This is a genomic window from Streptomyces sp. NPDC055140, assembly GCF_053607285.1.
In genome coordinates this window covers 1-25,873 of sequence record NZ_JBSGTG010000008.1, presented here as the reverse complement: position 1 = coordinate 25,873, position 25,873 = coordinate 1, and the positions used below count along the sequence as shown (strand labels likewise).

At 69.3% G+C, this 25,873-nt stretch carries 27 protein-coding genes and 1 rRNA gene; 19 read left to right on the top strand and 9 right to left on the bottom strand.

All coding sequences use genetic code 11. The features are described from left to right. Positions 1 to 9: 9 nt before the first annotated feature. The 4 genes from pstS (at position 10) to pstB (ending at position 4,128) form a co-directional block, all read left to right on the top strand. A complete protein-coding gene (gene pstS, locus ACWFR4_RS17155) occupies positions 10 to 1,140 on the top strand; it encodes a phosphate ABC transporter substrate-binding protein PstS (protein WP_453469634.1) in 1,131 nt (376 codons plus the stop codon). Between the two features lie 99 nt (positions 1,141 to 1,239). After that, complete coding sequence (gene pstC, locus ACWFR4_RS17150; protein WP_326712289.1) at positions 1,240 to 2,247, top strand: phosphate ABC transporter permease subunit PstC; 1,008 nt, start codon at positions 1,240 to 1,242, stop codon at positions 2,245 to 2,247. After that, the gene (gene pstA / locus ACWFR4_RS17145) at positions 2,244 to 3,314 is read left to right on the top strand and encodes a phosphate ABC transporter permease PstA (RefSeq protein WP_453464377.1); all 1,071 of its coding nucleotides are present in this window, start codon (positions 2,244 to 2,246) and stop codon (positions 3,312 to 3,314) included. The genes pstC and pstA overlap by 4 nt, the downstream gene beginning before the upstream one ends. A gap of 37 nt (positions 3,315 to 3,351) precedes the next feature. After that, positions 3,352 to 4,128 carry a phosphate ABC transporter ATP-binding protein PstB gene (pstB, locus tag ACWFR4_RS17140; RefSeq protein WP_453464382.1) on the top strand — a complete coding sequence of 259 codons (777 nt, stop codon included), beginning with the start codon at positions 3,352 to 3,354 and terminating at the stop codon, positions 4,126 to 4,128. Positions 4,129 to 4,235: 107 nt separating this feature from the next. Here pstB and ACWFR4_RS17135 read toward each other — a convergent pair whose 3' ends face one another. Both ACWFR4_RS17135 and ACWFR4_RS17130 read right to left on the bottom strand, forming a co-directional pair. Further along, positions 4,236 to 5,234: an anion permease gene (locus tag ACWFR4_RS17135; RefSeq protein WP_453464387.1), complete on the bottom strand. Its 999-nt coding sequence runs from the start codon at positions 5,232 to 5,234 to the stop codon at positions 4,236 to 4,238. A 9-nt stretch (positions 5,235 to 5,243) separates the two neighbouring features. Then, positions 5,244 to 5,864, bottom strand: coding sequence for a DUF47 domain-containing protein (locus tag ACWFR4_RS17130; RefSeq protein ID WP_453464390.1), 621 nt, complete (start codon positions 5,862 to 5,864; stop codon positions 5,244 to 5,246). A gap of 188 nt (positions 5,865 to 6,052) precedes the next feature. On the opposite strand from ACWFR4_RS17130, the gene ACWFR4_RS17125 reads away from it, so the two are divergent. Then, on the top strand, positions 6,053 to 6,403 hold the full coding sequence (locus tag ACWFR4_RS17125; RefSeq protein ID WP_453464392.1) for a metal-sensitive transcriptional regulator: 351 nt from the start codon (positions 6,053 to 6,055) through the stop codon (positions 6,401 to 6,403). Between the two features lie 89 nt (positions 6,404 to 6,492). Here the strand turns inward: ACWFR4_RS17125 and ACWFR4_RS17120 are convergent, their stop codons facing one another. Next, on the bottom strand, positions 6,493 to 6,684 hold the full coding sequence (locus ACWFR4_RS17120) for a hypothetical protein (RefSeq protein WP_453464394.1): 192 nt from the start codon (positions 6,682 to 6,684) through the stop codon (positions 6,493 to 6,495). Positions 6,685 to 6,775: 91 nt separating this feature from the next. After that, entirely contained in the window at positions 6,776 to 7,633 is an 858-nt protein-coding gene (locus ACWFR4_RS17115; protein WP_453464397.1) for a hypothetical protein, read from the bottom strand. 326 nt (positions 7,634 to 7,959) lie between these two features. Between ACWFR4_RS17115 and ACWFR4_RS17110 the strand changes: the two genes are divergently transcribed. After that, entirely contained in the window at positions 7,960 to 9,528 is a 1,569-nt protein-coding gene (locus ACWFR4_RS17110; RefSeq protein ID WP_453653107.1) for an FAD-binding oxidoreductase, read from the top strand. 354 nt (positions 9,529 to 9,882) lie between these two features. Here the strand turns inward: ACWFR4_RS17110 and ACWFR4_RS17105 are convergent, their stop codons facing one another. From ACWFR4_RS17105 to ACWFR4_RS17095, 3 genes are all read right to left on the bottom strand, one after another. Then, a complete protein-coding gene (locus tag ACWFR4_RS17105) occupies positions 9,883 to 10,602 on the bottom strand; it encodes a phosphatase PAP2 family protein (RefSeq protein WP_453653105.1) in 720 nt (239 codons plus the stop codon). 235 nt (positions 10,603 to 10,837) lie between these two features. Further along, entirely contained in the window at positions 10,838 to 11,860 is a 1,023-nt protein-coding gene (locus ACWFR4_RS17100) for a C40 family peptidase (protein ID WP_453464405.1), read from the bottom strand. Positions 11,861 to 11,896: 36 nt separating this feature from the next. Continuing rightward, positions 11,897 to 12,358, bottom strand: coding sequence for an ATP-binding protein (locus ACWFR4_RS17095; protein ID WP_453653103.1), 462 nt, complete (start codon positions 12,356 to 12,358; stop codon positions 11,897 to 11,899). A gap of 176 nt (positions 12,359 to 12,534) precedes the next feature. On the opposite strand from ACWFR4_RS17095, the gene ACWFR4_RS17090 reads away from it, so the two are divergent. From ACWFR4_RS17090 to ACWFR4_RS17050, 9 genes are all read left to right on the top strand, one after another. Continuing rightward, complete coding sequence (locus ACWFR4_RS17090; protein ID WP_453464410.1) at positions 12,535 to 13,386, top strand: helix-turn-helix domain-containing protein; 852 nt, start codon at positions 12,535 to 12,537, stop codon at positions 13,384 to 13,386. 11 nt (positions 13,387 to 13,397) lie between these two features. Beyond that, a complete protein-coding gene (locus ACWFR4_RS17085; RefSeq protein WP_453464412.1) occupies positions 13,398 to 13,583 on the top strand; it encodes a DUF397 domain-containing protein in 186 nt (61 codons plus the stop codon). Beyond that, on the top strand, positions 13,576 to 13,800 hold the full coding sequence (locus tag ACWFR4_RS17080) for a DUF397 domain-containing protein (protein ID WP_453653101.1): 225 nt from the start codon (positions 13,576 to 13,578) through the stop codon (positions 13,798 to 13,800). The genes ACWFR4_RS17085 and ACWFR4_RS17080 overlap by 8 nt, the downstream gene beginning before the upstream one ends. A 374-nt stretch (positions 13,801 to 14,174) precedes the next feature. Next, a complete protein-coding gene (locus ACWFR4_RS17075) occupies positions 14,175 to 14,483 on the top strand; it encodes a hypothetical protein (RefSeq protein ID WP_116512240.1) in 309 nt (102 codons plus the stop codon). A 143-nt stretch (positions 14,484 to 14,626) separates the two neighbouring features. After that, entirely contained in the window at positions 14,627 to 15,439 is an 813-nt protein-coding gene (locus ACWFR4_RS17070) for a hypothetical protein (protein ID WP_453653099.1), read from the top strand. Beyond that, a complete protein-coding gene (locus tag ACWFR4_RS17065; protein ID WP_453653097.1) occupies positions 15,429 to 16,784 on the top strand; it encodes a hypothetical protein in 1,356 nt (451 codons plus the stop codon). Before ACWFR4_RS17070 ends, ACWFR4_RS17065 begins: the two co-directional genes overlap by 11 nt. After that, positions 16,781 to 18,340: an SCO6880 family protein gene (locus ACWFR4_RS17060; protein ID WP_453653095.1), complete on the top strand. Its 1,560-nt coding sequence runs from the start codon at positions 16,781 to 16,783 to the stop codon at positions 18,338 to 18,340. The genes ACWFR4_RS17065 and ACWFR4_RS17060 overlap by 4 nt, the downstream gene beginning before the upstream one ends. A gap of 15 nt (positions 18,341 to 18,355) precedes the next feature. Beyond that, positions 18,356 to 19,786 (top strand): ATP-binding protein, encoded by a 1,431-nt coding sequence (locus tag ACWFR4_RS17055; protein WP_453464427.1) that lies wholly within the window; start codon positions 18,356 to 18,358, stop codon positions 19,784 to 19,786. Between the two features lie 86 nt (positions 19,787 to 19,872). Further along, positions 19,873 to 21,396: a TraM recognition domain-containing protein gene (locus tag ACWFR4_RS17050; RefSeq protein ID WP_453464445.1), complete on the top strand. Its 1,524-nt coding sequence runs from the start codon at positions 19,873 to 19,875 to the stop codon at positions 21,394 to 21,396. 6 nt (positions 21,397 to 21,402) lie between these two features. Here the strand turns inward: ACWFR4_RS17050 and ACWFR4_RS17045 are convergent, their stop codons facing one another. Beyond that, positions 21,403 to 21,960: a GNAT family N-acetyltransferase gene (locus tag ACWFR4_RS17045; RefSeq protein WP_453464430.1), complete on the bottom strand. Its 558-nt coding sequence runs from the start codon at positions 21,958 to 21,960 to the stop codon at positions 21,403 to 21,405. Between the two features lie 104 nt (positions 21,961 to 22,064). On the opposite strand from ACWFR4_RS17045, the gene ACWFR4_RS17040 reads away from it, so the two are divergent. Genes ACWFR4_RS17040 through ACWFR4_RS17025 form a run of 4 tightly spaced genes read left to right on the top strand, consistent with a single transcriptional unit; the run spans position 22,065 to position 25,710 of the window. Next, positions 22,065 to 22,994 (top strand): ABC transporter ATP-binding protein, encoded by a 930-nt coding sequence (locus tag ACWFR4_RS17040; protein ID WP_453653093.1) that lies wholly within the window; start codon positions 22,065 to 22,067, stop codon positions 22,992 to 22,994. Beyond that, positions 22,991 to 23,764, top strand: coding sequence for an ABC transporter permease (locus ACWFR4_RS17035; RefSeq protein WP_453653091.1), 774 nt, complete (start codon positions 22,991 to 22,993; stop codon positions 23,762 to 23,764). Before ACWFR4_RS17040 ends, ACWFR4_RS17035 begins: the two co-directional genes overlap by 4 nt. Positions 23,765 to 23,800: 36 nt before the next feature. Continuing rightward, positions 23,801 to 25,051 (top strand): sensor histidine kinase, encoded by a 1,251-nt coding sequence (locus ACWFR4_RS17030; protein ID WP_453653089.1) that lies wholly within the window; start codon positions 23,801 to 23,803, stop codon positions 25,049 to 25,051. Then, positions 25,048 to 25,710, top strand: a complete 663-nt coding sequence (locus tag ACWFR4_RS17025) for a response regulator (RefSeq protein WP_453464442.1) — start codon at positions 25,048 to 25,050, stop codon at positions 25,708 to 25,710. Before ACWFR4_RS17030 ends, ACWFR4_RS17025 begins: the two co-directional genes overlap by 4 nt. A gap of 77 nt (positions 25,711 to 25,787) precedes the next feature. Here the strand turns inward: ACWFR4_RS17025 and rrf are convergent. After that, positions 25,788 to 25,873 (bottom strand): 5S ribosomal RNA (gene rrf / locus ACWFR4_RS17020); the annotation flags it as partial.

Below are 25,873 nucleotides of genomic sequence, written 5' to 3'. Positions count from 1 at the left end.
CATCCGAAAGTGAAGCTTCAGCGCAAGAACCGGCTCCGCGCCCTTTCCCTCGGCGCCATCGCCGTCTCCGGCGCCCTGGCCCTCACGGCGTGCGGCTCGGACGACACGAGCGCCAACGGCGGTTCGAGCAGCGGCCCGACCGCCAAGGCCGGCAGCATCAAGTGCGACGACGCCAAGGGCCAGCTCCTCGCCAACGGTTCCTCCGCGCAGGCCAACGCCATTCAGGCCTGGGTCAAGGCGTACACCGCCGAGTGCAAGGGCGTTCAGATCAACTACAAGCCCGAGGGTTCGGGCGCCGGTGTCACGGCGTTCACCCAGGGCCAGGTCGCCTTCGCCGGCTCGGACTCCGCGCTGAAGCCCGAAGAGGTCGCCGCCTCCAAGAAGGTCTGCTCCGGCGGCCAGGGCATCGACCTCCCGATGGTCGGCGGCCCGATCGCGGTCGGTTACAACGTCCCGGGTGTCGACAACCTGGTCCTGGACGCCAAGACCCTCGCCCAGATCTTCGACGGCAAGATCAGCACCTGGGACGACGCGGCCATCGCCAAGCTGAACCCCAAGGCGAAGCTGCCCAAGACCAAGATCCAGGCGTTCCACCGCTCGGACGAGTCCGGCACCACGGACAACTTCACCAAGTACCTCAAGGCCGCCTCCCCGGCGGACTGGAAGTACTCGGGCGGCAAGGCCTGGCAGGCCAAGGGCGGCCAGTCGGCGCAGGGCTCCTCCGGCCTCGCCCAGCAGGTCAAGCAGACCGCCGGCGCGATCTCCTACTTCGAGCTCTCCTACGCCAAGGACGGCATCAAGTCGGTCGACCTCGACACGGGCGCCTCCGCGCCGGTCAAGGCCACCGTCGAGAACGCCACCAAGGCGATCTCCGAGGCCAAGACCGTGGGCACCGGCAAGGACCTCGCCCTCGAGCTGAACTACGCGACGAAGGCCGACGGCGCCTACCCGATCACCCTCGTCACCTACGAGATCGTCTGCGACAAGGGCAACAAGGCCGACACCTTCAAGGCCACCAAGTCCTTCCTCACCTACGTCGCGAGTCAGGACGGCCAGGACTCCCTGGCGGCCCTCGGCTACGCGCCGATCCCCTCCGAGATCAACACCAAGGTCCGCGACACCATCGCGAGCCTGAGCTGACCCAGCGTGCGGCCCGTCCCCCATCGGGGGTGGGCCGCACCGTCCGGTGCACCGCCGCCTGGAGCCGCCCGACCGCGGCTCCGCAGACCGGAGAACCCCATGGATATATCCACGAAGACGACTGCTCCACCCGCCCCCACCGATCCGCCGACGCCCTCGCTCGACAAGCGCGGGGCCCGCGGCGCCACCCGCCCCGGTGACCGGATCTTCCTCGGTCTCTCGCGCGGCTCCGGCATCCTGCTTCTGGTGATCATGGCCGCCATCGCGGCCTTCCTCACCTACCGCGCCTCGATGGTGCTGTCCAAGAACGACGGCAACTTCCTCACGACCTTCGAGTGGAACGCCAACGCGACCCCGCCGGTCTTCGGCATCGCGGTCCTCGCCTTCGGCACGATCGTCTCCTCGGTCATCGCCATGGCGATCGCCGTCCCGGTCGCCGTCGGCATCGCGCTGTTCATCACGCACTACGCACCGAAGAAGATCGGCGGCGCGATCGCGTACGTCGTCGACCTGCTCGCCGCCGTACCGTCCATCGTGTACGGCCTGTGGGGCGCCCTCTTCCTGGTGCCGCACCTCACCGGCTTCTACAGCTGGCTCGACGACTACTTCGGCTGGACCGGCATCTTCGAGTGGCAGGGCGGCGCCCCGCGCACCCTCCTCGCCGTCGGCATCCTGCTCGCGATCATGATCCTCCCGATCATCACGAACGTCAGCCGTGAGGTCTTCCGGCAGGCGCCCCTGATGCACCAGGAGGCCGCACTCGCGCTCGGCGCCACCCGCTGGGAGGTCATCCGCATGTCGGTGATCCCCTTCGGCCGCTCCGGCGTCATCTCCGCCTCGATGCTCGGCCTCGGCCGCGCGCTCGGCGAGACCATGGCCGTCGCGACGGTCCTCTCCCCCAGCTTCGAGATCAACGCCAGCCTGCTCGACCCGGGCGGCGGCACCTTCGCGCAGAACATCGCCGCGAAGTTCAGCGAGGCCACCGAGCAGGGCCGTGACGCGCTCATCGCCTCCGGTCTGGTCCTGTTCATCATCACGCTGGTCGTGAACGGCGCGGCCCGCGCGATCATCGCCCGCCGCAAGGAGTACTCGGGGGCCAACGCATGAGCAACGCAACGATCACCCCGCCGGCCCCCGGCACCAACTCGCTGAGCGCCGCGCGCCTGCCGCGCTGGTCCCCGTACGCCATCGCCGTCGGCTCCGTCGCGATCGGCTGCGCGATCGGCCTGGGCGCCGGACTCGACAGCCAGATCCAGTGGGGTCTGATCGCCGCGGTCCTGTTCGTGCTCGGCACGTTCGGCATCGCCACCGCCGTCGAGGGCAAGCGCCAGGCCAAGGACCGCGTCGCGACCAGCGTCGTCTGGGTCGCGTTCATCCTCGCCGTGATCCCGCTGGTCTCCCTGATCTGGGAGACCGTCTCACGCGGCGTGAAGGTCCTCGACGTCTTCTTCCTGACGCACTCGATGGGCGTCGTCACCGACTACGAGCCGGGCGGCGGCATCTACCACGCCATCATCGGCACCCTGGAGCAGGTCGGCCTCGCCACCCTGATCTCCGTGCCGATCGGCCTGCTCACCGCGATCTACCTGGTCGAGTACGGCCGGGGCAAGCTCGCGAAGGCGGTCACCTTCTTCGTCGACGTCATGACGGGCATCCCGTCGATCGTCGCGGGCCTGTTCATCCTCAGCTTCTGGATCCTGATCCTCGGCTTCAGCTACTCCGGCTTCGCCGGGTCGATGGCCCTGTCCATCCTGATGATCCCGGTCGTCGTCCGCTCCACCGAGGAAATGCTCAAGCTCGTCCCGAACGAGCTGCGCGAGGCCTCCCTCGCGCTCGGCGTACCGAAGTGGCGCACGATCCTCAAGGTCGTCCTGCCGACGTCGATCGGCGGCATCACGACCGGTGTGATGCTGGCCATCGCCCGTATCGCCGGTGAGACCGCGCCCGTACTGCTGCTGGTCTGGGGCAATCCGCTCATCAACACGGACCCGTTCCAGGGCCCCCAGTCCTCGCTGCCGCTGTACATCTACCAGCAGTACCAGAACAGCGGCGGCAGCCCGGCGGCGTACGACCGTGCATGGGCGGCGGCTCTCGTCCTCATCGCCTTCATCATGATCCTCAACCTGGTGGCCCGCGGCATCGCCCGCTGGAAGGCCCCGAAGACCGGTCGCTGACGCGACCTATCAGCGACCCGGAAGTAGTGAGTTAGTTATGGCCAAGCGAATCGACGTAAGCGGACTGACCGCCTACTACGGCTCCCACAAGGCGATCGAAGACATCTCGATGACCGTGGAGCCCCGCTCCGTGACGGCCTTCATCGGCCCGTCCGGCTGCGGCAAGTCCACCTTCCTGCGCACCCTGAACCGCATGCACGAGGTCACCCCCGGTGGCCGCGTCGAGGGCAAGGTGCTCCTGGACGACGAGGACCTCTACGGCACCCACGTCGACCCGGTCGCGGTGCGCCGCACGGTCGGCATGGTGTTCCAGCGCCCGAACCCGTTCCCCACCATGTCGATCTTCGACAACGTGGCGGCGGGCCTGCGCCTGAACGGCTCGTACAAGAAGAGCGAGCTCGCCGACGTCGTCGAGAAGTCCCTCAAGGGCGCCAACCTCTGGAACGAGGTCAAGGACCGCCTCAACAAGCCCGGCTCCGGCCTCTCCGGCGGCCAGCAGCAGCGTCTGTGCATCGCCCGCGCCATCGCGGTCGAGCCCCAGGTGCTCCTCATGGACGAGCCCTGCTCGGCCCTCGACCCGATCTCGACCCTCGCCATCGAGGACCTGATCGGCGAGCTCAAGGAGCGCTTCACGATCGTCATCGTGACGCACAACATGCAGCAGGCGGCCCGCGTCTCGGACCGCACGGCGTTCTTCAACCTGTCCGCGGTCGGCCAGCCCGGCAAGCTCGTCGAGATCGACGAGACCGAGCGGATCTTCTCCAACCCGTCGGTCCAGGCCACCGAGGACTACATCTCGGGCCGCTTCGGCTAGACACCACCTGCTCCTTGCGGTGCTGCATGGCGGTGCCACCGCAAGGCAAAGGGCCCGCCCCCTGGCTCCCGGGGGGCGGGCCCTCTTTTCGTGTCCTACGCGCCTTGCTAGCCGAACGCGAGATTCACGATCCAGTAGCTCGCCGCCGCGACCAGCGCGGCGGCCGGCATGGTGATGAACCAGCCGAGGACGATGTTCTTGGCGACGCCCCAGCGCACCGCCTTGACGCGCTTGGTCGCACCCACGCCCATGATCGCCGAGGTGATGACGTGCGTCGTCGAGATCGGCGCGTGGAACAGGAACGCCGAGCCGAACATGATCGACGCGCCGGTCGTCTCCGCCGCGAAACCCTGCGGCGGGTCCAGCTCGATGATCTTGCGGCCGAGGGTGCGCATGATGCGCCAGCCACCCGCGTACGTACCGAGGGACAGCATCAGCGCGCAGACGAGCTTGACCCAGACCGGGATCGGATCGCTGTAGGTCTCGTGCCCGGAGATGACCAGGGCCATCACCACGACGCCCATCGTCTTCTGCGCGTCCTGCAGACCGTGGCCGAGCGCCATGCCGGCCGCCGACACCGTCTGCGCGATACGGAAGCCGCGCTTGGCCTTGTGCGGGTTGGACCGCCGGAACAGCCACAGGATCGCGCACATGACGAGATAGCCGACGATCAGACCGATCACCGGCGAGCTGAGCATCGGGATGACGATCTTGTCGAGCACGCCGGTCCAGTGGACGGCCGTCCCGCCGGCGAGCGCCGCGCCGACCATGCCGCCGAACAGCGCGTGCGAGGACGAGGACGGCAGGCCGAAGTACCAGGTGACCAGGTTCCAGATGATCGCACCGACGAGCGCGGCGAAGAGGATGCCCATCCCCTTGCTGCCCTCGGGCGTGGCGATGATCCCCTCACTCACCGTCTTGGCGACGCCGCTGCCCATGAAGGCACCGGCGAGGTTCATCACCGCGGCCATCGCGAGTGCCGCGCGGGGCGTCAGCGCACGCGTGGAGACCGACGTGGCGATGGCGTTCGCCGAGTCGTGAAAGCCGTTCGTATACGTGAATCCGAGCGCGACGCCAATGGTCACGATCAGTGCGAAGGTGTCCATGAGAAGGCCTCAGGACTCCTTGACGGCGATGGTCTCCACCGTGTTCGCCACGTGCTCGAACGCATCTGCCGCCTCTTCGAGCACATCCACGATCTGCTTGAGCTTCAGCACCTCCATGGCGTCGTACTTGCCGTTGAAGAGCTGCGCGAGCAGCTTGCGGTGGATCTGGTCGGCCTGGTTCTCGAGGCGGTTGACCTCGATCCAGTACTCGGTGAGGTTGTCCATCGTCCGCAGGTTCGGCATGGCCTCGGCGGTCAGCTCGGCCGCGCGCGCCAGGACCTCGATCTGCTGCTCCACACCCTTGGGCAGCTCTTCGACCTGGTAGAGGACGACGAGGTCGACGGCCTCCTCCATGAAGTCCATGATGTCGTCGAGGGACGATGCGAGTTTGTAGATGTCCTCGCGGTCGAAGGGCGTGATGAACGAGGAGTTCAGCTGGTGGAAAATCGCGTGGGTGGCATCGTCACCGGCGTGTTCCGCTGCCCGCATCCGCTCCGCGATCTCGGCCCGGGCGGAGGAATCCGCCCCGAGCAGTTCCATCAGGAGTTTCGAGCCCGTGACGATGTTGTCCGCGGATGCGGCAAACATGTCGTAGAAGCTCGTCTCCCTGGGGGTCAGACGAAAGCGCACGTGGGGTCCTCGGGGTGCTTTGGATTCGGTCAGGCTGATGCTAGGCGCATCATCCGGCCACGGCTAACCGGCAATACCCCAGTGTCGCCCATCAGGCACTGTGATCGGCACGGGGTCCCGCGAACCCGTCGGACCCTCTCGAAATTCGGTACCATATACCCACTAGGGGTATACAACGGGAGGACGCGATGACCACGGAAGCGACCGAGATCGTGACCGACCACGACAGTGAGAACGTGACGGACCACGACCGTGGAATCCACGGGTACCACCATCAGAAGGCCGAGCACCTCAAGCGCCTGCGCCGCATCGAGGGCCAGATCCGGGGCCTGCAGCGCATGGTCGACGAGGACGTCTACTGCATCGACATACTCACGCAGGTCTCCGCTTCCACCAAGGCCCTCCAGTCCTTCGCGCTCCAGCTCCTCGAGGAGCACCTGCGGCACTGCGTCGCCGACGCGGCGGTCAAGGGCGGCGACGAGATCGACGCGAAGGTCGAGGAGGCGACGAAGGCGATCGCGCGGATGCTGCGCACCTGAGACGCCCGGGACGCGCACCGCGCGCCCTGCCCTGTGAGATACGTGACCCGGAGCCGGGGCGCGCCGGCCCCGGCTCGCCCCTCACAGGTTCAGGACTCCCCGGACCCCTCGTCCCGGGGCCACCGCTCCTCGGCGACCCTCAGCACCTCGTCGATACGGTCCGCACTGAGCCGGTCCCCATCCGCGGCCGACGCCGCGATGATCAATTCACCGCACAGCTCGATCTCGGCGAGGGCGACGTGGTCATGAACCGCCGTGCCGCCCACCGGAGCCACGTTCATCACCTCTTCCAGCCGTAAGCCGTAGCCGACTTCCTAGAGTAGGGAGCGGCCTACGTGCTGCGCATGGCACGGACGGACCATTTCCGGACGGCTAGTTCTCGGCAATCTTCCCGGCGAAGATGTCCTTTGTGTCGGGAAGTTCGATATTCGCCGAAATCCCGAAGCCGTAGAGAAGAGTGGTGGACGCCACATCGACGACCTCCCTCCTCCCGCCCTTCCCCTTCACCGCAGCCGTCACCTTCGTATTCACGAAGCTGAACCGGAGGCGCACCTTCCTGATCCGGCCCTCGTCGTCGAGGTACACGTCGAACGGCACCTGGTCCTTGGCGAACCCTTTCGCCGCGGCCGCCAGCGACGGCCGGCTGGCCGGGGAGGCGGCGCGGGCGGCGGCCGCCATGTCGACGGTCCCGCGGTAGTGCCTGACCTTCGTCCCGGCGAGCTCGCTCTCCCCCACGTACGTCACCTTGCGCGCGCCCCGCAGCAGTTCGGCGGCGGCCAACGGATCCGTGGCCCCGCCCGTGACCAGGTTCCCGTCCGACATGGTGGCCGTGTCGACCCGCACCCACTTGTCGGCGGGCACCCCCGCGCCCCGGTTCTTCATGTACAGGGCTCCGGGCGCGAGGAGTTCGGTGATGGGCCGGTGTTCCTCGGCGCCGGAAGGATCCTGCGGAAGCACGACCTTCAGCTGCCCGACACACGCCCGGTAGTCGTATACGCCCTCGCCCCTGATCGTGACGCGGGTCCCGCCGCTCGCCATCTCCATGGACGTACGGGCCTTGGAACTGCCCTCCCTGACCAGGCGGTCGGCCGCGTCGTGCACGGCGGCGGCGGACTCGGCCGGGCTCTCGTTGTCCGCCTCCGCGGCGGCCGAACAGCCGGAGGCGAGGCCCATCAGTCCGACCGCCGCGGCCGCCGCGACCGCCCGTGCTGCGCGTCCGTGCTGCACCATCGCCTGTCTGCCCCCAAGCCCTGTCCGAGCGTCCGCGGCCCCGCTGTCGACCGGATAACGACGGTTGCCTGCACCCGTCACGCGTACCGTTGGGCTGTGGCACAAGAGCAGTCCGAACTCCCCGGGACCCACCGAACGACCACGGCCGAACAAGGCCGCTTCTGCCTGGCCCGCTGCACATGCGGCTGGCGCGGCCCTTCCCGCAGAGCCCGCTCGAAGGCGAGAACCGACGCCGAGGAGCACACGGCCCGCCCCTGAACCCCCCGGCGTGGAACCCCGCGCTTCCCAAAGACGTCTCGTACCCCGGGAACCAACGGGAGGCGTCCATGGATCGGCGTACGTTCATCGCAGTCGGCGCGGCCACCGTCACAGCAGGCGCGGCCACGGCATGCAGCACCGGCGCGGCGGGGGCCGGCGGGCGGACCACGCCCAGCGCGACGACCAGCGCGCCGATCCGCACCACCAGCGCGAGCGCCTCCGCCGCGGCGAACCTCAGGGCACTCGCCAAGGACCTCGACGGCACCCTCGTCACCCCCGGCCAGGCCAAGTGGGCGGCCGCGCGCCAGCTCTACAACACCCGCTTCGACAGCCTGAAGCCGACCGCCGTCGCCTACGTCGCCCACCCCGACGACATCCGCACCACGCTCGCCTACGCGCGGGCCCACCACGTCCCCGTCTCGATCCGCAACGGCGGCCACTCGTACGCGGGCTGGTCGTCCGGCGACGGCCGCCTGATCCTCGACGTGTCCAAGCTCTCCGCGATCAGGGCCTCCGGGAGCGAGGCCGTGGTGGGGGCGGGCGCCAAGCTCATCGACGTGTACCGCGCGCTCGCCGCGAAGGGCGTCACCGTCCCGGCCGGCTCCTGCCCCACCGTCGGCGTCTCCGGCCTCACCCTCGGCGGGGGCCACGGCGTCGTCTCCCGCGCCTACGGCCTGACCTGCGACAGCCTCACCCAGGCCACGCTGATCACGGCGGACGGCAAGCAGGTCGTCGCGAACAAGAGCGAGAACAAGGACCTGTTCTGGGCCCTGCGCGGCGCGGGCAACGGCAACTTCGGCGTGGTCACCGAGCTCCGCTTCCGCACGCACCCCGCCCCGCAGGCCGTCTCCGCGTACATGACCTGGCCCTGGTCGAAGGCCACGGCCGTCCTCAAGGCCTGGCAGGAGTGGGGCCCCTCGCAGCCCGACGAGATCTGGTCGTCCTGCCACATAGCCAACGCGGTGGGCGGCCGGCCGACCATCTCGATCGCCGCGTTCTCCCTCGGCACCTACCGCGAGCTCCAGAACGCCGTCGACCGCCTCGCCGACGGCCCCGGCGGCCCCGGCCCCGCGTCGCACGTCTTGCTCAAGCGACGCTCCTACGAGGAGTCGATGGAGGTGTACGCGGGCTGCTCGGCGTTCGCCGAGGACACGATGTGCCATCTGCCGGGCACGACCCCGGGGCGCAGCACGCAGGGAGCACTGGGGCGCGAGACGTACGCGGCCCGCTCGGACTTCTTCGACCGCTCCATCTCCTCGGCCGGCATCCGCGCCATGTTCGCCAAGATGGAGAACGTCACCTCGGGCGCCGGCAGCATCGCGCTGATCGCGCTCGGCGGGGCGATCAACCGCGTCGACCCGACCGCCACCGCGTTCGTGCACCGGCGTTCCCGGATGCTCGCGCAGTACATCGTGTCCTGGCGGGCCGGAACGGCCGGCTCCACGGCCCGCGGCTGGCTCGATTCCACCCACGCGGCGATGCGCCCGTACGCGTCGGGGGCGGCGTACCAGAACTACACGGACCCGACGCTGACGGACTGGCGCAAGGCGTACTACGGCGACGCGGCCGCGCGCCTGACGACGGTCAAGAAGCAGTACGACCCGAACCGCTTCTTCACGTTCCCGCAGGCACTCTGAGCCCTCGTCCTCCGCGCCCCCACCGGGCCCCGTAACGGGCGCCGGGAACTGCGCGAACGCACACCCGTTCCAGCGGTAAGCCCACACATACGGCCCACCCAACACGCCCTCAACTGGCCCAAAGCAAAGCGCAGCGTTCCGCTGGAACCATGAACAAGCCCCGGATACCCCGCATAGCCGCCGTCTTCGCGATCGCCGCCGCCGCGTTCGCCCTGGGCGTCACGACCGCCGCCGTCACCGACGACGACTCGGACCACCCCGCTTCGGGCCCCCTCGCGGTCACGTCCGGCGCCGTGGCGCTCGCCGCCGCCGCCGGCGGCACCGTGCTCCTGTCCCGACGGGCAGCCGAAGAGGCTAAGCGGCCAGATCCCGCTCTTCCGACTCACGCGCCTCAGGAATCTCCACCGTCTCCCGAGCCGACGAGGCACGGCTAGGCGACCACACCAGCCACCGCAGCCGCGTCGTCCGGCCGACGGCGCGCGCCAGCGGGGTGAGCAGCGCGGACGCGAGCGGCGACAGGAGCAGCGCCACCGCCGTGCCGAGGGCGAATCCGCCGACGACGTCCGTCGGGTAGTGCACGCCCATGAAGACCCGGCAGAACCCTTCGAGCACCGCGAGCCCCAGGCCGATGAGCCCGAACTTTCGGTGGGCGACGAAGAGGCCGGCTCCGATGGCCATGGCGAGCGTCGCGTGATCGCTGACGAAGGAGAAGTCCGACTTGCCGCTGACCAGGACGTCGAGCCCGTCGTGGTCCGTGAAGGGCCTGGGCCGTTCGACGAAACTGCGGATCGGCACGTTCACCAGGACAGCGATCCCGGCGGCGAGCGGCGCCCACACGACGGAGGCGACGGACGAGGCGGCGTCGTCGAGCGAGTCCCGCTTCCGCACCCCCCACCAGCACCACAGCGTGAGCAGCACGAGCGCGAGCAGCAGCCCGTACTCACCGACGAACGCCATGGCGCTGTCGACCCAGCCGGGGGCGTCCTTCGCCAGGCCGTTGATGTCGTAGAGCAGACCGACGTCGGGATTGGACCCGGAGGCCCCGAGTGCCGAGAGTCCAGCCAGTCCAGCCATCTCGCCGCGGCCCCTTCGTCTTGCTGCTCAGTGGGCGCACACAGTCGTGCGCCGCTCGTCCACCCCCGTGGTCATAGATCCGCGGTCTTCGTCGATCCGCGATCGGCTCAGGAAAAGGAACGCACGGTCCCCTCTCCTTCGTTCCACAATCCACCGAATGATCACGCAGACGTTATCGAAGAGAGACACGAAGCCGCAGCTCAGGGCAGGGCTCTGACGGAGAGTTCCGGCCGCGTCACACTTCGGGGTTTCCGTCCGGCCTCTCGCTCGGCACGGCTTTCGCACCATCTTCGGTCACCCGCGTCGCCCCGAAATAGTCGGGTGTGTCGACCGGGTCGAACCGGATCACGGCACCCGGACGCGGCGCGTCGATCATGTAGCCGCCGCCCACGTAGATCCCGACGTGCCGGATCGCACGGCTGTCGGTGAGATCGTCCGAGAAGAAAACGAGATCCCCCGGCAGCAGCTCGTCCCGCTTGGGATGCGGCCCGGCGTTGTACTGGTCGTTCGCGACACGCGGCAGCTCGATCCCGACCTCCCGGTACGCGGCGAGCGTCAGCCCCGAGCAGTCGAACCGGCCGCCCTGATCGGCGGTCCCGTTCCCGCCCCACAGATACTCGGTCCCGAGCTTCTTCTGCGCGTAGTAGATGGCACCCGCCGCCTGCTGCGAGGGCTGCACCCGGCCGACCGGCCGCGCGAAGCTCTTCTCCAGGTTCGTGATCGTCTTCACGTAGTTCTGCGTCTCGCGGTACGGCGGCACACCCCCGTACTTGATGACGGCGTACGCGCCCGCGTTGTACGCGGCGAGCATGTTCTCGGTCTGATTGCCCGGCGCGTCCTTCACGTACTTCGCGAGCGAGCAGTCGTACGAGGCCGCGGACGGAATGGCGTCCTTCGGATCCCAGATGTCCCGGTCCCCGTCCCCGTCCCCGTCGACCCCGTGCGCGGCCCACGTCCCCGGGATGAACTGCGCTATCCCGAGCGCCTTCGCCGGGCTCTTCGCGTTCGGGTTGAACCCGCTCTCCTGATACAGCTGCGCGGCGAGCAGCGCCGGATTGATCGCGGGGCAGAGGTTCCCCCACTCCTGCACGATCGACTGGTACGCGCTGGGCACGGCGCCCTTGGCGAGCCCCACGGCCCCCTTGCCGACCCCGCTCGCGAGACTGCCGGCGGCCATGTACGTACCGACGACGAGCAGCGTCACGAACCCGGTCCCCCCGGCGGCGAGCGCTCCCCCGACGACCCACGCCTTACGCACCGTCAACCGCCCCTCGCCGCCCCGAAGTCCACCGCGTCAGTTTAGATGCGGGTGTGTCGATACGAGGGGAGTCGATCCGGTTGGCTCGTTTCGGCACTCGGCCCACAGCAGCTTGCCTCGACGGGTCGTACCGAGCGAGTACGCGCCCCAGGCGTCGGCGCAGGCCCGCACGAGGTGCAGCCCGCGACCGGATTCCGCCGCGCCTGCCGAGATCCCTCCCGCGTGGAACCCGGGAGGGATCTCGGGGCTGGAGTCCCACACGGACACGCGGACCCCGCCGGGCGAACGGGGCGCGAGACGCAGACCGTACGCGCCGGTGGTGTGGAGGTGGGCGTTGGTGAGGAGTTCGGAGGCGAGCAGCTCGGCGTCGTCACGGAGGTCGGCGAGCCCGTGCGCGTCGAGGATGACGCGCAGGGCGGCGCGAGCGATGCCGGGGGCACGGGGGTCGTGGGGCAGATGGAGGGCGTAGGTCCAGGGGGGCGGGGTTACCGTGGCCATGGAAGTCTCCGGTTGGCGTGGGGAGTTGGGTGCCCAGTGACGATGCCGCTCCGTCGAGCGGGGTTCTTCCGGGGACATTCAAGCTAGCGCCGATGGATATATTCTTCATCCGAATCTGTTCAATAACTTGAACATCCACCTGTGTGGGTGACTCGCGGTACAGAGGAGCGACGGGCATGCCCGTGAGGACCAGTCCGACGGCACGTCAGCTACGGGTCGGCGCCGAGCTGCGCAGACTGCGGGAACGCGCGGGACATTCCTCGACGGAGGCCGCCCGCCTCCTCGGCCTCAAGCAGGCCCAGGTCAGCAACATGGAGACCGGCCGCCTCGGCGTGAGCAGCGACCGGGTCCGCATGATGGCCGGTCAGTATGACTGCGCGGACAAGGACTTGATCGAAGGCATCGTCGGCATGACGGGCGACCGCAGACGCGGCTGGTGGGAGGAGTACCGGGACATCCTGCCCGCCATACTGCTCGACCTCGCCGAGGTTGAGCACCACTCCACACTCCTGCGCACCGCAGTGACCGTGCACATCCCTGGCCTCTTCCAGACCACGGACTACGCCCGCGAGATCTTCCGCCAGGACGTCCCGCAGCTGCCGCCGTCCGACGTCGAGCACCGCATCTCGTTCCGGGTCAAGCGGCAGGCCGTACTCTTCCGCGACCCGCCGACACCGCATCAAGCGATCATTCACGAGGCCGCGCTACGCATGCGGTTCGGCGGTTCCGCCGTGACTCGCGCGCAGCTGAAGCATCTCCTCGACATGACAGAGCGGGAACACATCGCGGTTCACGTGATCCCGTTCGCCGCCGGAACGTTTCCCGGATCTGGGCAGTCGATCTACTTCTCCGCCGGCGCGGTGCCGCAGCTCGACACCGTGAATCTCGACCAGTCCCACGGCCCCGTCTTCCTCGATGCCGAGGCCCAGCTCGACAAGTACCGCGTGCTTCTCGACCGCATGGAATCCACGGCACTCTCCCCCGCGAAGTCCCAGGACTTCATCCATGACGTCATCCAGGACCTGTGAAGGAGCCCAAGATGCCTCAGCTCACATGGCAGAAGTCGTCCTACTGCGCCCAGGGCAACTCCTGCGTGCACGTCGCCAAGGACACCGGCGCAGTGCACGTCACCGAGAGCGCCGACCCCAGCAGAGCGATACTCAGCACCGCCCCCAGCGCCTTCGCCGCCCTCCTCCAGGCGCTCAAGGCGAAGCCTCATGTCTGACCTGCGCTGGGAGCGGGCCGCCCCCGAAGGGGCCGACGGGCCTGGCCCCTGGATCGAGATCGCTTTCGGCCCGGACGGCCTCGTGCATCTGCGCGAGACCTCCGCCCCCGAGACCGTCGTCACGACTACGCAGAGGAAGTGGGACGCCTTCGTGCTCGGCGTCCAGGCGGGCGAGTTCGACCACTTCGTCGAGGACGCCGACCACCAGAGCCCGTAGCCACGGGACTGGCGGATTCGGGCACCAGGAGCGCTCGGTGACCGCAGGTCAGAAGCGGGCGGCCCCGCCGAGCCCGGCCCGAATCCGCCAGTCACCCCACAATCCGCAGGCGCCGCGCAGCGGAAAAGTGGCCAACGAATCGTCACTCAGCAGGTCACGGCGCAGACCGGACGTTCATTGCCCCAGGTGACTCTCCGTGATACACAGAGTGACCATACGCCGGCTCGTATACGCAAACACGTGCCGGCGTACGAACTCGGCCAAGGAATGGCGCCAAGTCGGCAGGCATCCACGGCAATCTGGGCAAGAATGGGCCTGACCTCTGCGCTGCGGCGGGGGCGACAGAACTACCCACATGGGGCGGTGAGTTACACATGCTGCTGGCAGCCGGCAAGGGCAACATCGACACCATCATCGGCGGGATCGCCCCCGACTGGGGACCATTCCAGAACCTGGGCAAGGAAGCACAGGTGATGGTCGAGGTCGTGATGGCGGTGGCGATCCTGCTGTGCCTGGGCATCGCCATCTGGGGCGCGGCCAAGCAACGGATCGGCGCGACGGCCCTGCGCGACACGTTCAGCGCCGAACAGGGCAAGGGCCTCATCATCGCGGGCCTGACCGGCGTCTTCATCATCGGTTCGCTCGGCACGCTCTTCACCATCGTGTACGGCATGGCGATCTAGCCCCTGTTCCGCCCGCTCCGGTCTCATCTGCACTGAGGTTGCAACTCCCTGATGTCGAGTCACCACACCGCGCCCGCGCGGAAAGCAGCGCGGCTACCGTCGTACGTGGCGGTTCAGCACGAGCCTGAGGGGGCGTACGCGGGATGAGTCCGGGCGACGGCAACGACGACGACCTCTACGGCGGCACAGGTCAGACCCGCACGCGCCTGCCCGACGGGAGTCAGGGCGACGTGTACGGGGGCGCTGCGCGCAGACCTGCCCGCTCTTCGTCGCGCAGCCTCATCACGGTGGTCGGAGTGGTGGTCCTCCTCGTCGCGGCGATCGCCTTCGCGAACCGCGGTGGGGACGAGTCCTCTTCGGGGGGCGGCGGCGGAAAGAAGCCGGGGGCTTCCGCGACGGCCCCTACGGGGACGAAGGCGGTCGCGTCGGGGTTCGCCCATGACGAGCAGGGGGCGCAGAGCGCTGCGGCGAATTATGCGGTGCTGTTGGGTGGCGATGGCATGTTCAAGGTTGCGTCTCGGCACTCCATCGTCGACGGCATCTACACGCCTTCAGCTGCCTCCAAGCTCAAGGTCCCCATGGATGGGGCCTATTCCACGGCCTTCCTCAAGAACCTAGGGCTCGACGCGGACGGAAATCCGCCGCAAGGGAGCACGTTCGTGTCCCGCACCATCCCCGTTGGCTCCAAGGTGCTCGAGCACAGCGGGGACAGCGCCAAGGTCTCCGTCTGGTACATGGGGCTTCTCGGCATCTCTGGAGCCGGCTCGACAAACCCCGTCACTTCCACCTGGCAGACCTGGACGTTCGATCTTCAGTGGACCAACGGGGACTGGAAGATCACGGCGGACTCGCAGAAGAGCGGCCCGACACCTGTCCCGGGCGACGAACGGACCTCCACCTCCGACGACATCAGCAAGACCATTGAGGAGTACGGAGGGTTCACCTATGCCCGGTAGCCCACGCCGCGCCCTGAAAATCACCGCCATCCTGGCGGCGGCACAGACCAGTGCGGTCCTTTTGGCCACTCGGGCTGTCGCCGACCCCGATCCCAAGAAGGACGACTCCTGCAGCCTGATTACCCAACCGGCCAGGAAATATTGCGAACAGAACCACGGAGGCGGATCCGGATCCGGCGGCGACTCCCCCCTCACACCCCCCGGCACCACCAACCCCCTGGACCCCCTCGCCTCCCTCGCCAAGGGCTGTGCCGACGCCGCTTCCTGGACCGTGGACATGCTCAGCAAGTCCATCAAGGAGACCGCCAACGTCGACTTCACCAACCCGAAGTTCCTCCAGCAGTACGCCATCGTGTTCGCGGCGTCGGCGATTCTCACGTTGCTGCTGTGGCTGCTCGCCGTGGCCAAGAGGGCCGTCCGGGGTGTCCCCCTCGGTACCGCCCTCTCCGAGGCCATCGGATTCCTCTGGCTCACGGTCATCGCGTCCGCGTTCACGCCGCTGATCCTCTACACCGTCGTATCCGCGACGGACGGTGTCTCGGATGTGCTGGCGAAGGCGACGGGGGATCAGACGGACGCGTTCTTCGGGACGTTCTCCGGTGCGCTGAAGAAGGGCGACGACATAGGGGGCGGGCCGATCATGCTGATCGTCGTCTCGCTCGTGTCGATCCTCGCCGCGGGCGTGCTGTACCTGGAGCTGTATCTGCGGGCCGTGCTGCTGTACGTGGGCGCGCTGCTCGGGGTCGTGGTCTACGCGGGGCTCGTCGACAAGAACCTGTGGGGGCATGTCCGCCGGTGGGCGGGCGTCATGATCGCGGTGATCCTGGTGAAGCCGGTGATCGTGATCGTACTGGGGCTCGCGGGTGCGTTGTCGGGGTCGGAAGGACCCGACTCGCTGGCCGCCGTCGTCTCCGGTCTCGCCATCGTGCTGCTCGCGATCTTCGCCAGCGGCATGATCTACCGCTTCGTACCCGGCTTCGGCGACGAGATCGCCAACGGCCGTAACAACCGCATCATGCGCGGCGCCGAGAGCAAGGCGGCCGCAGTCATCAGTTCGCCCGCCGCACTCGTCTCGCAGGGCATCAAGACGCACAGCGCCCGCGCGGACGGTGGCGGCGGCAGCGGTGGCGGCCAGTCCCAGGCCCGCCCCGCGAACCCCGTGTCGGGAGGCGTGGCCGCACACAGCACACGCCCCTCCTCCGGGGGCAGTGGCGGTGGCGGCGGATCTGTCCCCTCCGCCGCACCTCCGCCCCGTACGAGTCCCACGAACACGCCGCACGCGCGCAATACGCGTAGCGGCGGGAACACCGGCAACAGCAATCGGCAAGGAGGTGCAGGGCGTTGACGACCCAGTCCCATGTGTCCCCACCGGTCACGCCCCGCCGTACGTATCTGATCGGCCGTGCCCGGCCGAACGCCATCGTCGGCAAGAACCGCGAGACCGGCGAGATCGCCCTCATCATCGGGGGCGCTTTCCTGGGCATGATGTGCGGGCTCCTCGTCCCCGCCCTGTCCCTGCGCATCATGCTGCTCCTGGGCTTCCCGCTGATCGCGCTCGCGGCCGTCTACATCCCGTACAAGCACCGCACCTTCTACAAGTGGTTCGAGATCAACCGCAGTTACAAGCGCCAGCTCAAGAGGGGTACGACGTACCGTTCGCGGGCCATGGACGCGGGGGTGCGGCTGGACGGGCGCGAGGTGGAGATCGGGCCGCCGCCCGGGATCGGCCGGCTGACGTGGCTGGCCGCGCCGTTCGGGCCGGACGAGATCGCCGTGCTGCTGCACGCCGACCGGCGGACGGTCACGGCCGCGATCGAGATCGAGGGGCCCGGCGTCGGGCTGCGGGACAGTGAGGACCAGGAGGCGCTGGTCGACCGGTTCGGGACGCTCCTGAAGCACGTCGCCAATGGGGACGGCTTCGTCACGCGGCTCCAGGTGCTCGCCCGTACGCTCCCGGCCGACCCCGACGCGCACGCCAAGGACGTCGCCGTGCGCGGGGACGACCGGACGCCGGGCTGGCTGCAGCAGTCGTACAACCAGCTCCAGTCGATGGTGTCGACGAGCAGCGAGCAGCACCGTGCCTATCTCGTGGCCTGCATGCACTACACCCGCGAGCTGGCCGCCGAGGCGCACGCCATGGCCCGCGCGGCCCGTCCTCACAGCGGCCGCAAGGTCGACCGGGACGCCGGGCTCGCGGTTGTCATGGCGCGCGAGCTGACCGACATCTGCTCGCGCCTCCAGGAGGCCGACATCCGGGTGCGGCAGCCGCTCGGGCAGGGGCGGCTCGCCTCGCTCGTGCACTCCATGTACGACCCGGATCATCCGATCGACCACATTCAGGCCATGACCAAGCGCAATGCCTGGCCGGCTGAACTCGACGCGATGGAGCCGACCTATCTCCAGGCCAAGACGCGCGAGTCGTCGACGCGCGCGCCCTGGTGCCACGCCACCGCCTGGGTGAAGGAGTGGCCGATGACGCCGGTCGGCGTGAACTTCCTGGCCCCGCTGCTCGTCCACACCCCCGACGTCATCCGCACCGTGGCCGTCACGATGGACCTGGAACCCACCGAGGTCGCCATCGAGCGGATGCTCACGGAGAAGACGAACGACGAGGCCGAGGCCAGCCGCGCCGCCAAGATGAACCGGACGGTCGACCCGCGCGACGTCGCCGCCAACACCCGCCTCGACCAGCGCGGCGAGGACCTCGCGAGCGGCGCGGCCGGGGTCAACCTCGTCGGCTACATCACCGTCTCCTCCCGCTCGCCGGAGAGCCTCGCGCGCGACAAGCGCACGATCCGTGCCTCCGCCGGCAAGTCCTATCTGAAGCTGGAGTGGTGCGACCGCGAGCACCACAGGGCCTTCGTCAACACATTGCCGTTCGCGACCGGCATCCGACGGTAGAGGCAGGGCTCTGAGATGCGGGATCCGCTGTCCATGGCCACGGACGCCTTCACCTCCTTCCTGTTCGGGAAGGTGGAGACGACCCGGCTTCCGGTCCGTACGTCGACGGGGCAGGCCCAGGCGGTCTACCTGCCGACGGCCGCCCCCGGCCTCGGTGACTCGGGCGTCATCATCGGCCGCGAGGTGTACTCCGGCAAGGGCTATATCTACGACCCGTTCCAGCTGTACGGGCAGCAGCTGCCCGCCCCGCACTGGCTGGTTCTCGGCGAGTCCGGCAACGGCAAGTCCGCGCTGGAGAAGACGTACGTCCTGCGGCAGCTGAGGTTCAAGGACCGCCAGGTCGTCGTCCTCGACGCGCAGGGTGAGGACGGGGTCGGCGAATGGAACCTCATCGCCGAGGAGCTGGGTATAACTCCCATCCGGCTGGACCCGACGGCCGCTCTGGACATGGGGATCCGGCTCAATCCGCTCGACCCGGCGATCACGACGACCGGGCAGCTCGCCCTGCTCCGGACGATCATCGAGGTCGCCATGGGGCACGGCCTCGACGAGCGCTCGGGCTTCGCCCTCAAGGTCGCGCACGCCTACGTCAACGAGACCATCGTCGAGCGCCAGCCCGTCCTGACCGACATCGTCGAGCAGCTCCGCCACCCGGAACCCGAGTCGGCGGAAGCGATGAACGTGGCCATAGACGACGTACGGGCGTGGGGACTTGATGTCGCCCTCGTCATCGACCGTCTCGTGGACGGTGACCTGCGCGGCATGTTCGACGGTCCGACGACGGTCGGTATCGACCTCGACGCCCCGCTGATCGTCTTCGACCTCTCCCACATCGACCGCAACTCCATCGCGATGCCGATTCTGATGGCGATCGTGGGTGTGTGGCTGGAGCACACCTGGATCCGGCCGGACCGCAAGAAGCGCATCTTCCTGGTGGAGGAGGCGTGGCACATCATCAACTCGCCCTTCGTGGCGCAGCTGTTCCAGCGGCTCCTGAAGTTCGGCCGGCGCCTCGGTCTGTCGTTCGTGGCGGTCGTCCACCACCTCAGTGACGTGGTCGACGGGGCCGCGGCCAAGGAGGCGGCCGCGATCCTGAAGATGGCCTCGACCAGGACCATCTACGCCCAGAAGGCCGACGAGGCACGGGCCACCGGTCTCGTACTCGGCCTGCCACGATGGGCCGTGGAGATCATCCCCTCGCTGACGCCGGGTATCGCGGTCTGGGACGTGAACGGGAACGTCCAGGTCGTGAAGCACCTCATCACCGAGACGGAACGGCCCCTGGTCTTCACCGACCGCGCCATGACGGAGTCCTCCGCCGAGACGCTCGGCGACGACGACGCCATGCGCGCCGCCGACCTGGAGGCGGAGGAGCGGGCGGCCGCCTTCGTGGAACAGCACCTGAACGACCGGCTGAAGGACTCTTCGGAGTCGACGGTGGCCTGAGGCCGGAGGCCTGAGATCTGCGGCCTGAGGCCTGAGGTCTGGGGCCTGGGAAGTTACCGGTGGGGCTCGGCGAGAGCGAGAGCGGCATGCGGCGGCACGACGCCTACGAGCAGGACGACAGGTACGGGGACCGGGGCCGGGGTGGCCCCGCCCCGCGGGAACGGGAACGCGGCGTTCCCGACGGGCTGCTCCTCGGCGTGCTCGCGTTCCTGCTCGGCATGACCGTCATGGTGTGGACGGCGACGGGCCTGTCGGGCCTGTTCTCCAAGGGCGCCTGGCCGGACGGCGTGACGATCCGCCACACGCCGGTGGCGATGCGCTCCCTCATCGGCCGCCCGCACGACCTGCCGAGCGCGTGGCCGGACACCCCGGACGGACAGCTCTCCGGGTACGGGCTGTTCTGGGGCCTGTTCATCGGTCAGGTGCTTGTACTGATCGTGCTCACGGTGTTCGTCGCGGGGACGGTGGCGCGGTGGCGGGCCGTACGGCGTCGGGGCCGGACGGAGGCGGCCGCTGCTCCTTCGGCCGAGCCGGCGCCCGTGGCCGCCCCCGCACCCCGGGCCACGGTCTCCGAGGTCCCGGCAGCCGGGCCGGAGCCCCATGAGAACCACGAGAAGCAGGAGAAGCAGGAGCGTCACGAGAGTCCCGCCGCCCCGGCCGCCCCCACGACCGTTCCCGCCCCCCGCGGTCCCGTCGTCCTCGGGCCCGCCGAGACCCGCGCTCCCCGGGCCATTCAGGCCATCAGGGACGCCGAGGGTCCCGTCCTCGTCGTCACGTCGTCGGCGAGTGTCTGGGCGGAGACCAAGGACGCCCGGTCGAAGCTCGGCCCCGTCCTCGTCTACGACCCCACCCACCTGTGCGACACCCCGGCCCGCCTCCACTGGAACCCGGCGCAGGGCTGCGAGGACAAGCCCACGGCCGCGTCCCGGGCTGCCGCCCTCCTCGCCCCGATCCGGCCCACCGCCAAACTGGACACGGCCACCGCCGACACGGCGGAGACGCTGCTGCGGAGCTTTCTGCACGCCGCCGCCGTCGACGCGAAGCCGTTCCGGCACGTGCACCGCTGGGCGCAGGGCACCCAGGTCCAGGAGGCCGTACGCATCCTGCGTACGGGTCCGAAGGCGGCGGCCGGCTCCGCGGGCGAGCTGGAGGCCGCGCTCACCTCGCACCCCGAACGCCGGGACATGGCACAGGAGTTGACAGCCCGCGCCCTGTCCTCTCTGTTCTCCGTCCACATCCGCGAGGCGTGCACCCCAAACCGAACTGATGCGCTCACCCTGGATTCCTTCGTGAACGAAGGGGGCACGCTTTATGTGGTGGGTGAAGCCATCGAGGATCCCAAGGCGGACCCGGGCGCGATGCCCCTCCTCACGGCCCTCGCCTCAAGCGTGGTCGAGCACGGCCGGCGCATGGCCGAACGGTCATCTGCCGGTCGGCTCGACCCACCAATGACGCTCGTCCTCGACGACGTCGCCGCGGTGGCTCCGCTTCCCCAGCTTCCGGAGCTGCTGTCCACCGGAGCGGACCGGGGTCTGCCGACCCTGGCCCTCCTCCGGTCCCGGGAGCAGGGCCGGGCCCGCTGGCCGGACGCCGACCTCCCGGTCGCCTAACGCCTGTTACCGGTGCTCCAGCACCATCTCGTACTCGACCTTCGACGGGTCGCCCGGCACCGCCACGCTCGCCCCGCTGCGGCCGAAGCCGAACCGCCGGTAGAACGCCTGCGCCCGTGCGTTGTCCTGGTGCACGTACAGCCGCACCCGCTCCAGTCCCTCCAGCGAGCGCGCCCACTCCACGGCCGCCAGGAACAGCGCCTCGGTCACGCCGCTCCCCCGGTGCTCGGGCCGCACGTACACGCCGACGAGATGCGCCTGCCGCACCTCGCTCGTGTCGCCGAACGCGAGCGGCGCCCCGGCCTCCTCCACCCGCACGGTCACGGACCCCCACCACCGGCCGTCCGTCCCCTCGGCGACGAACTGATGTCCGGAACCGTCGAGTTCGAACCGTCCGGCCCGCTCGCGCCAGAACTCCTCGGGCCTCGCGAGCGCGGTCTCGTACGTCTCCAGGAAGGCGATCGGCGCCGCCGGATCGCGCAGGGCGGCGAGCCGGATCTCCCGCACCGCCTCCCACTCCTCCGACCGGACGCGACGCACGACGTACTTCTCGGCAGGCTCCATGGGGCGGACCCTACGGGACCGTCGTACCGGGGTACTACAGCATTTCGGCAGCTCCGGACCGCGGTCGGACGCCCCGCCCCCGCCCCTCTCCCTACCTTCGGAGCATGACGATCAGGGCACACGGACTCACCAAACGCTACGGCGACAAGACCGTCGTCCAGGACCTCACCTTCACGGTCGACCCGGGCACCGTCACCGGCTTCCTCGGCCCGAACGGCGCCGGCAAGTCCACGACCATGCGCATGCTCCTCGGCCTCGACGCCCCCACCGCGGGCCACGCGACCGTCGGCGGCCGCGCCTACGCCGCCCATGCCGCACCCCTCCATGAGGTCGGCGCCCTCCTGGAGGCCCGCTCGATCCACCCGGGCCGCACCGCGTTCCACCACCTCATGGCGCTCGCCCACACGCACGGAGTGCCGCGCTCCCGCGTCGACCACGTCCTGGCTCTCACCGGCCTCACCGACGTCGCGGGAAAGCGCGTGAAGGGCTTCTCCCTCGGCATGGGCCAGCGCCTCGGCATCGCGGCCGCGCTCATCGCCGATCCGGCCACCGTCATCCTGGACGAGCCGGTCAACGGCCTCGACCCGGAGGGTGTCCTGTGGGTCCGCAACCTCCTCAAGTCCCTTGCCGCGGAAGGCCGTACGGTCCTCGTGTCCTCGCACCTGATGAGCGAGATGGCCCTGACCGCGGACCACCTCGTCATCATCGGCCGTGGCCGCCTCCTCGCCGACACCACCGTCTCCGACCTCGTACGCGAATCAGGCGCGGCCTACGTCAAGGTCGTCACGCCCGAAGCCGTACGCCTGCGCGAGCTCCTGTCCGGCGCGACCGGCGTCGAGGTCGCCGGCGAGTCCCCCGACACCCTGCACGTCCGCGGCACCGACGCCCCGCACATCGGCCGCACGGCCGCGACGCACGGCATCCCGCTCTTCGAACTCACCCCGCAGACCGCCTCGCTGGAGCAGGCGTTCATGGACCTCACCCACGACTCGGTCGAGTACCAAGCCACCGCCATGACGGGAGCAGCAGCATGACCACCGCAGTCCCCTACCGCGTCACCACGCCCCGCGTGCTGCGCTCCGAGTGGCACAAGTTCTGGACCCTGCGCTCCACATGGATCACCCTCGCCGTCGCGAGCGCCCTCGTGCTCGCCGTCGGCATCACCATGGGCTCGACGTACGACGGCGACGACTCCGAGATCGACACGGTCGTCTTCGTCCTCCTCGGCACCCAGCTCTCGCAGCTCTGCATCGCCGTCCTCGGCATCCTGGTCACGGCGAGCGAGTACTCGACGGGCATGATCCGCGCCTCACTGACGGCGGTCCCGCGCCGGGTGCCCGTCCTGTGGTCCAAGGCCGGCGTGTCCGCGGCCGTCGCGTTCACCCTGGGCTTCCTGACGAACGTGATCACGTTCCTCGTCGCGCAGATCTGGCTCTCCGGCGGCGACAAGGCGACCTCGCTCACCGACCCGGGTGTCCTCGGCGCCCTCGCGGGCAACGCCGCCGGGGTCACCTTGATGAGCCTGATCGCCCTCGGCCTCGGCGCCGTGCTCCGCTCGGTCCCGGCCGCCATCGGCGCCTTCGTCGGCGCTGTCCTGATCCTCCCCGAGATCCTCGGCATGCTCCCGTACGACGCCGTGGACAGTGCCGTGAACCACTTCCCGACCCAGTCCGCCGAATCCCTCGGCTCCGCCACCCACCTCGCCGGCGCCGTCTCCCCCGCGACGGGCCTCCTCTCCCTGACCCTGTGGGCCGCCGCGGTCCTCACAGCCGCGGCCCTGCTCCTCAGGCGCCGCGACGTATGACCCCCGCGCAACCCTTTCCCGTACGAGGATGAACCGGTGACGGACGACAGGACCCAGGGGCCCGAGCGAGCCCCCTTCCCCCTCACCGCTTACGTCCAGCGGGTCACCGAGCGGGTGCGCGCCTTCGACCGGCGCCGCCCGCTCGGCTGGGACCTGGTCCTGACGGGCTTCTTCGTGATCGCCGCCCTCGTCGACTACACGGGCGGCGGCTGGCGCAACATCGCCCACAACACCGACGTATCGGGCCCGCTGGTCCTGTGCCTGAGCCTCACGCTGACGGTGCCCCTGCTGTGGCGCCGCACGCGCCCGATGTCGGCACTCGCGCTGATGGTGACGGCCGGGGTCGTCAACAGCTGGACGGGTGCTCTGCTCCAGGCGGCCCTGGTCCAGCTCATCGTCGTGTTCAACGTCGCGCTGCGCCGCCCGCTGAAGCTCCTTGCAGCCGCCTGCGCGCTGACGCTGGTGCCGGTCGTCGTGGGCGTCGTCCGCTATCCGAAGGGCAGTTGGGACCAGCAGATCGTCCCGCAGGTGTGGGCGATCACCCTGGTGGCGCTGCTCGGCATCGCGGTCCGCAGCCGCCAGGAGTACACGTCGTCCCTCGTCGAGCGCGCCCGCCGACTCGAAGTCGAGCGCGACCAGCAGTCCCAGCTCGCCGCGGCGGCGGAACGCACCCGCATCGCCCGCGAGATGCACGACATCATCGGCCACAACCTCTCTGTCATCACGGGCCTCGCCGACGGCGGCTCCTACGCGGCGGCCAAGAACCCCGAACGCGCAGGACAGGCGCTGGAGGCCATCGCGACGACGAGCCGCCAGGCCCTCGCGGAACTGCGCCGCCTCCTCGACGTACTCCGCGAAGAGGCCGCGCCCACAGCCGAGTTGGCACCCCAGCCGGCGCTCACGGACCTGGACCGGCTCGTCGACGGGGTCCGCGCGGCGGGCCTACCCGTACGCATCGCGCTGCGCGGCCACCCCGACTCCCTCGCCCCCGGAAAGGAACTGACGGTGTACCGGGTCGTTCAGGAGGCGCTCACCAACACGCTCAAGCACGCCGGTCCGGGAGCCGCCGCGGCCGTCGACGTCACATACGGGGACGACGGGGTACGCGTCAGCGTCACGGACACGGGCCGCGGAGGCCCGCCGCCGGAGCCGGGCGCGGGCCGCGGCCTGACCGGCATGCGCGAGCGAACTTCCCTCTACGACGGCACACTTGAGGCAGGCCCGCTGCCCACGCCCCCGGGCGGCTGGCGCGTCCATCTCCACCTCCCGAAGGAACCCTCTCCGTGACCAGCGTGCTCATCGTCGACGACCAGCCCATGCAGCGCTTCGGTTTCCGCATGCTGCTGGAGAGCCAGGACGACCTGACGGTCGCCGGTGAGGTGGGCGACGGCGCCGAGGCGGTCCGCCTCGCGGCGCGCCTCCACCCGGACGTAGTCCTGATGGACATCCGCATGCCGGGCCTCGACGGCATCGAGGCCACACGCCGCATCGTCGCGTCCGGCGACCGCACCCGGGTCCTGATCCTCACCACCTTCGACCTCGACGAGTACGCGTACGACGGCCTGCGGGCGGGAGCGTCCGGATTCCTCGTCAAGGACGCGCTGCCGGAGGAGCTCCTCTCCGGGATCCGCGCGGTGGCGACAGGCGACGCGGTGGTCGCCCCGAGCCTGACGCGCCGTCTCCTCGACGCATACGTACAGCACTTGCCGGCCACACACGCGCTCCAGGACCCCGACCCCCGGATCGCCGCCCTCACGGACCGGGAGCGCGAGATCCTCACGGTCATCGCCCAGGGCTGGACGAATTCGGAGATCGCCGCACGCCTGCATCTCGCCGAATCGACGGTGAAGACGCATGTGAGCCGCATTCTGGCGAAGACGGGGGCCAGGGACCGGGTGCAGGCGGTGATTGTGGCGTACGACGCGAAGCTGGTGGAGCCGGCGTGAATCCGAAAGTGCCTGAACGCAAAAAAGCCTCATTCCCCGAGTTTTCACTCGGGGAATGAGGCTTTTTATCAAAAATAGTTCGGCGGCGTCCTACTCTCCCACAGGGTCCCCCCTGCAGTACCATCGGCGCTGTGAGGCTTAGCTTCCGGGTTCGGAATGTAAC

Coding starts and splice junctions, on each gene's coding strand:
- ACWFR4_RS17070 (WP_453653099.1), top strand. CDS start 14,627: ATGAGTCCGGGCGACGGCAACGACGACGACCTCTACGGCGGCACAGGT.
- ACWFR4_RS17050 (WP_453464445.1), top strand. CDS start 19,873: ATGCGGCGGCACGACGCCTACGAGCAGGACGACAGGTACGGGGACCGG.
- ACWFR4_RS17075 (WP_116512240.1), top strand. CDS start 14,175: ATGCTGCTGGCAGCCGGCAAGGGCAACATCGACACCATCATCGGCGGG.
- ACWFR4_RS17085 (WP_453464412.1), top strand. CDS start 13,398: ATGCCTCAGCTCACATGGCAGAAGTCGTCCTACTGCGCCCAGGGCAAC.
- ACWFR4_RS17055 (WP_453464427.1), top strand. CDS start 18,356: ATGCGGGATCCGCTGTCCATGGCCACGGACGCCTTCACCTCCTTCCTG.
- ACWFR4_RS17065 (WP_453653097.1), top strand. CDS start 15,429: ATGCCCGGTAGCCCACGCCGCGCCCTGAAAATCACCGCCATCCTGGCG.
- ACWFR4_RS17090 (WP_453464410.1), top strand. CDS start 12,535: ATGCCCGTGAGGACCAGTCCGACGGCACGTCAGCTACGGGTCGGCGCC.
- ACWFR4_RS17115 (WP_453464397.1), bottom strand. CDS start 7,633: ATGGTGCAGCACGGACGCGCAGCACGGGCGGTCGCGGCGGCCGCGGCG.
- ACWFR4_RS17105 (WP_453653105.1), bottom strand. CDS start 10,602: ATGGCTGGACTGGCTGGACTCTCGGCACTCGGGGCCTCCGGGTCCAAT.
- ACWFR4_RS17135 (WP_453464387.1), bottom strand. CDS start 5,234: ATGGACACCTTCGCACTGATCGTGACCATTGGCGTCGCGCTCGGATTC.
- ACWFR4_RS17040 (WP_453653093.1), top strand. CDS start 22,065: ATGACGATCAGGGCACACGGACTCACCAAACGCTACGGCGACAAGACC.
- pstC (WP_326712289.1), top strand. CDS start 1,240: ATGGATATATCCACGAAGACGACTGCTCCACCCGCCCCCACCGATCCG.
- ACWFR4_RS17080 (WP_453653101.1), top strand. CDS start 13,576: ATGTCTGACCTGCGCTGGGAGCGGGCCGCCCCCGAAGGGGCCGACGGG.
- ACWFR4_RS17125 (WP_453464392.1), top strand. CDS start 6,053: ATGACCACGGAAGCGACCGAGATCGTGACCGACCACGACAGTGAGAAC.
- ACWFR4_RS17095 (WP_453653103.1), bottom strand. CDS start 12,358: ATGGCCACGGTAACCCCGCCCCCCTGGACCTACGCCCTCCATCTGCCC.
- ACWFR4_RS17035 (WP_453653091.1), top strand. CDS start 22,991: ATGACCACCGCAGTCCCCTACCGCGTCACCACGCCCCGCGTGCTGCGC.
- ACWFR4_RS17045 (WP_453464430.1), bottom strand. CDS start 21,960: ATGGAGCCTGCCGAGAAGTACGTCGTGCGTCGCGTCCGGTCGGAGGAG.
- ACWFR4_RS17110 (WP_453653107.1), top strand. CDS start 7,960: ATGGATCGGCGTACGTTCATCGCAGTCGGCGCGGCCACCGTCACAGCA.
- ACWFR4_RS17120 (WP_453464394.1), bottom strand. CDS start 6,684: ATGAACGTGGCTCCGGTGGGCGGCACGGCGGTTCATGACCACGTCGCC.
- pstA (WP_453464377.1), top strand. CDS start 2,244: ATGAGCAACGCAACGATCACCCCGCCGGCCCCCGGCACCAACTCGCTG.
- pstB (WP_453464382.1), top strand. CDS start 3,352: ATGGCCAAGCGAATCGACGTAAGCGGACTGACCGCCTACTACGGCTCC.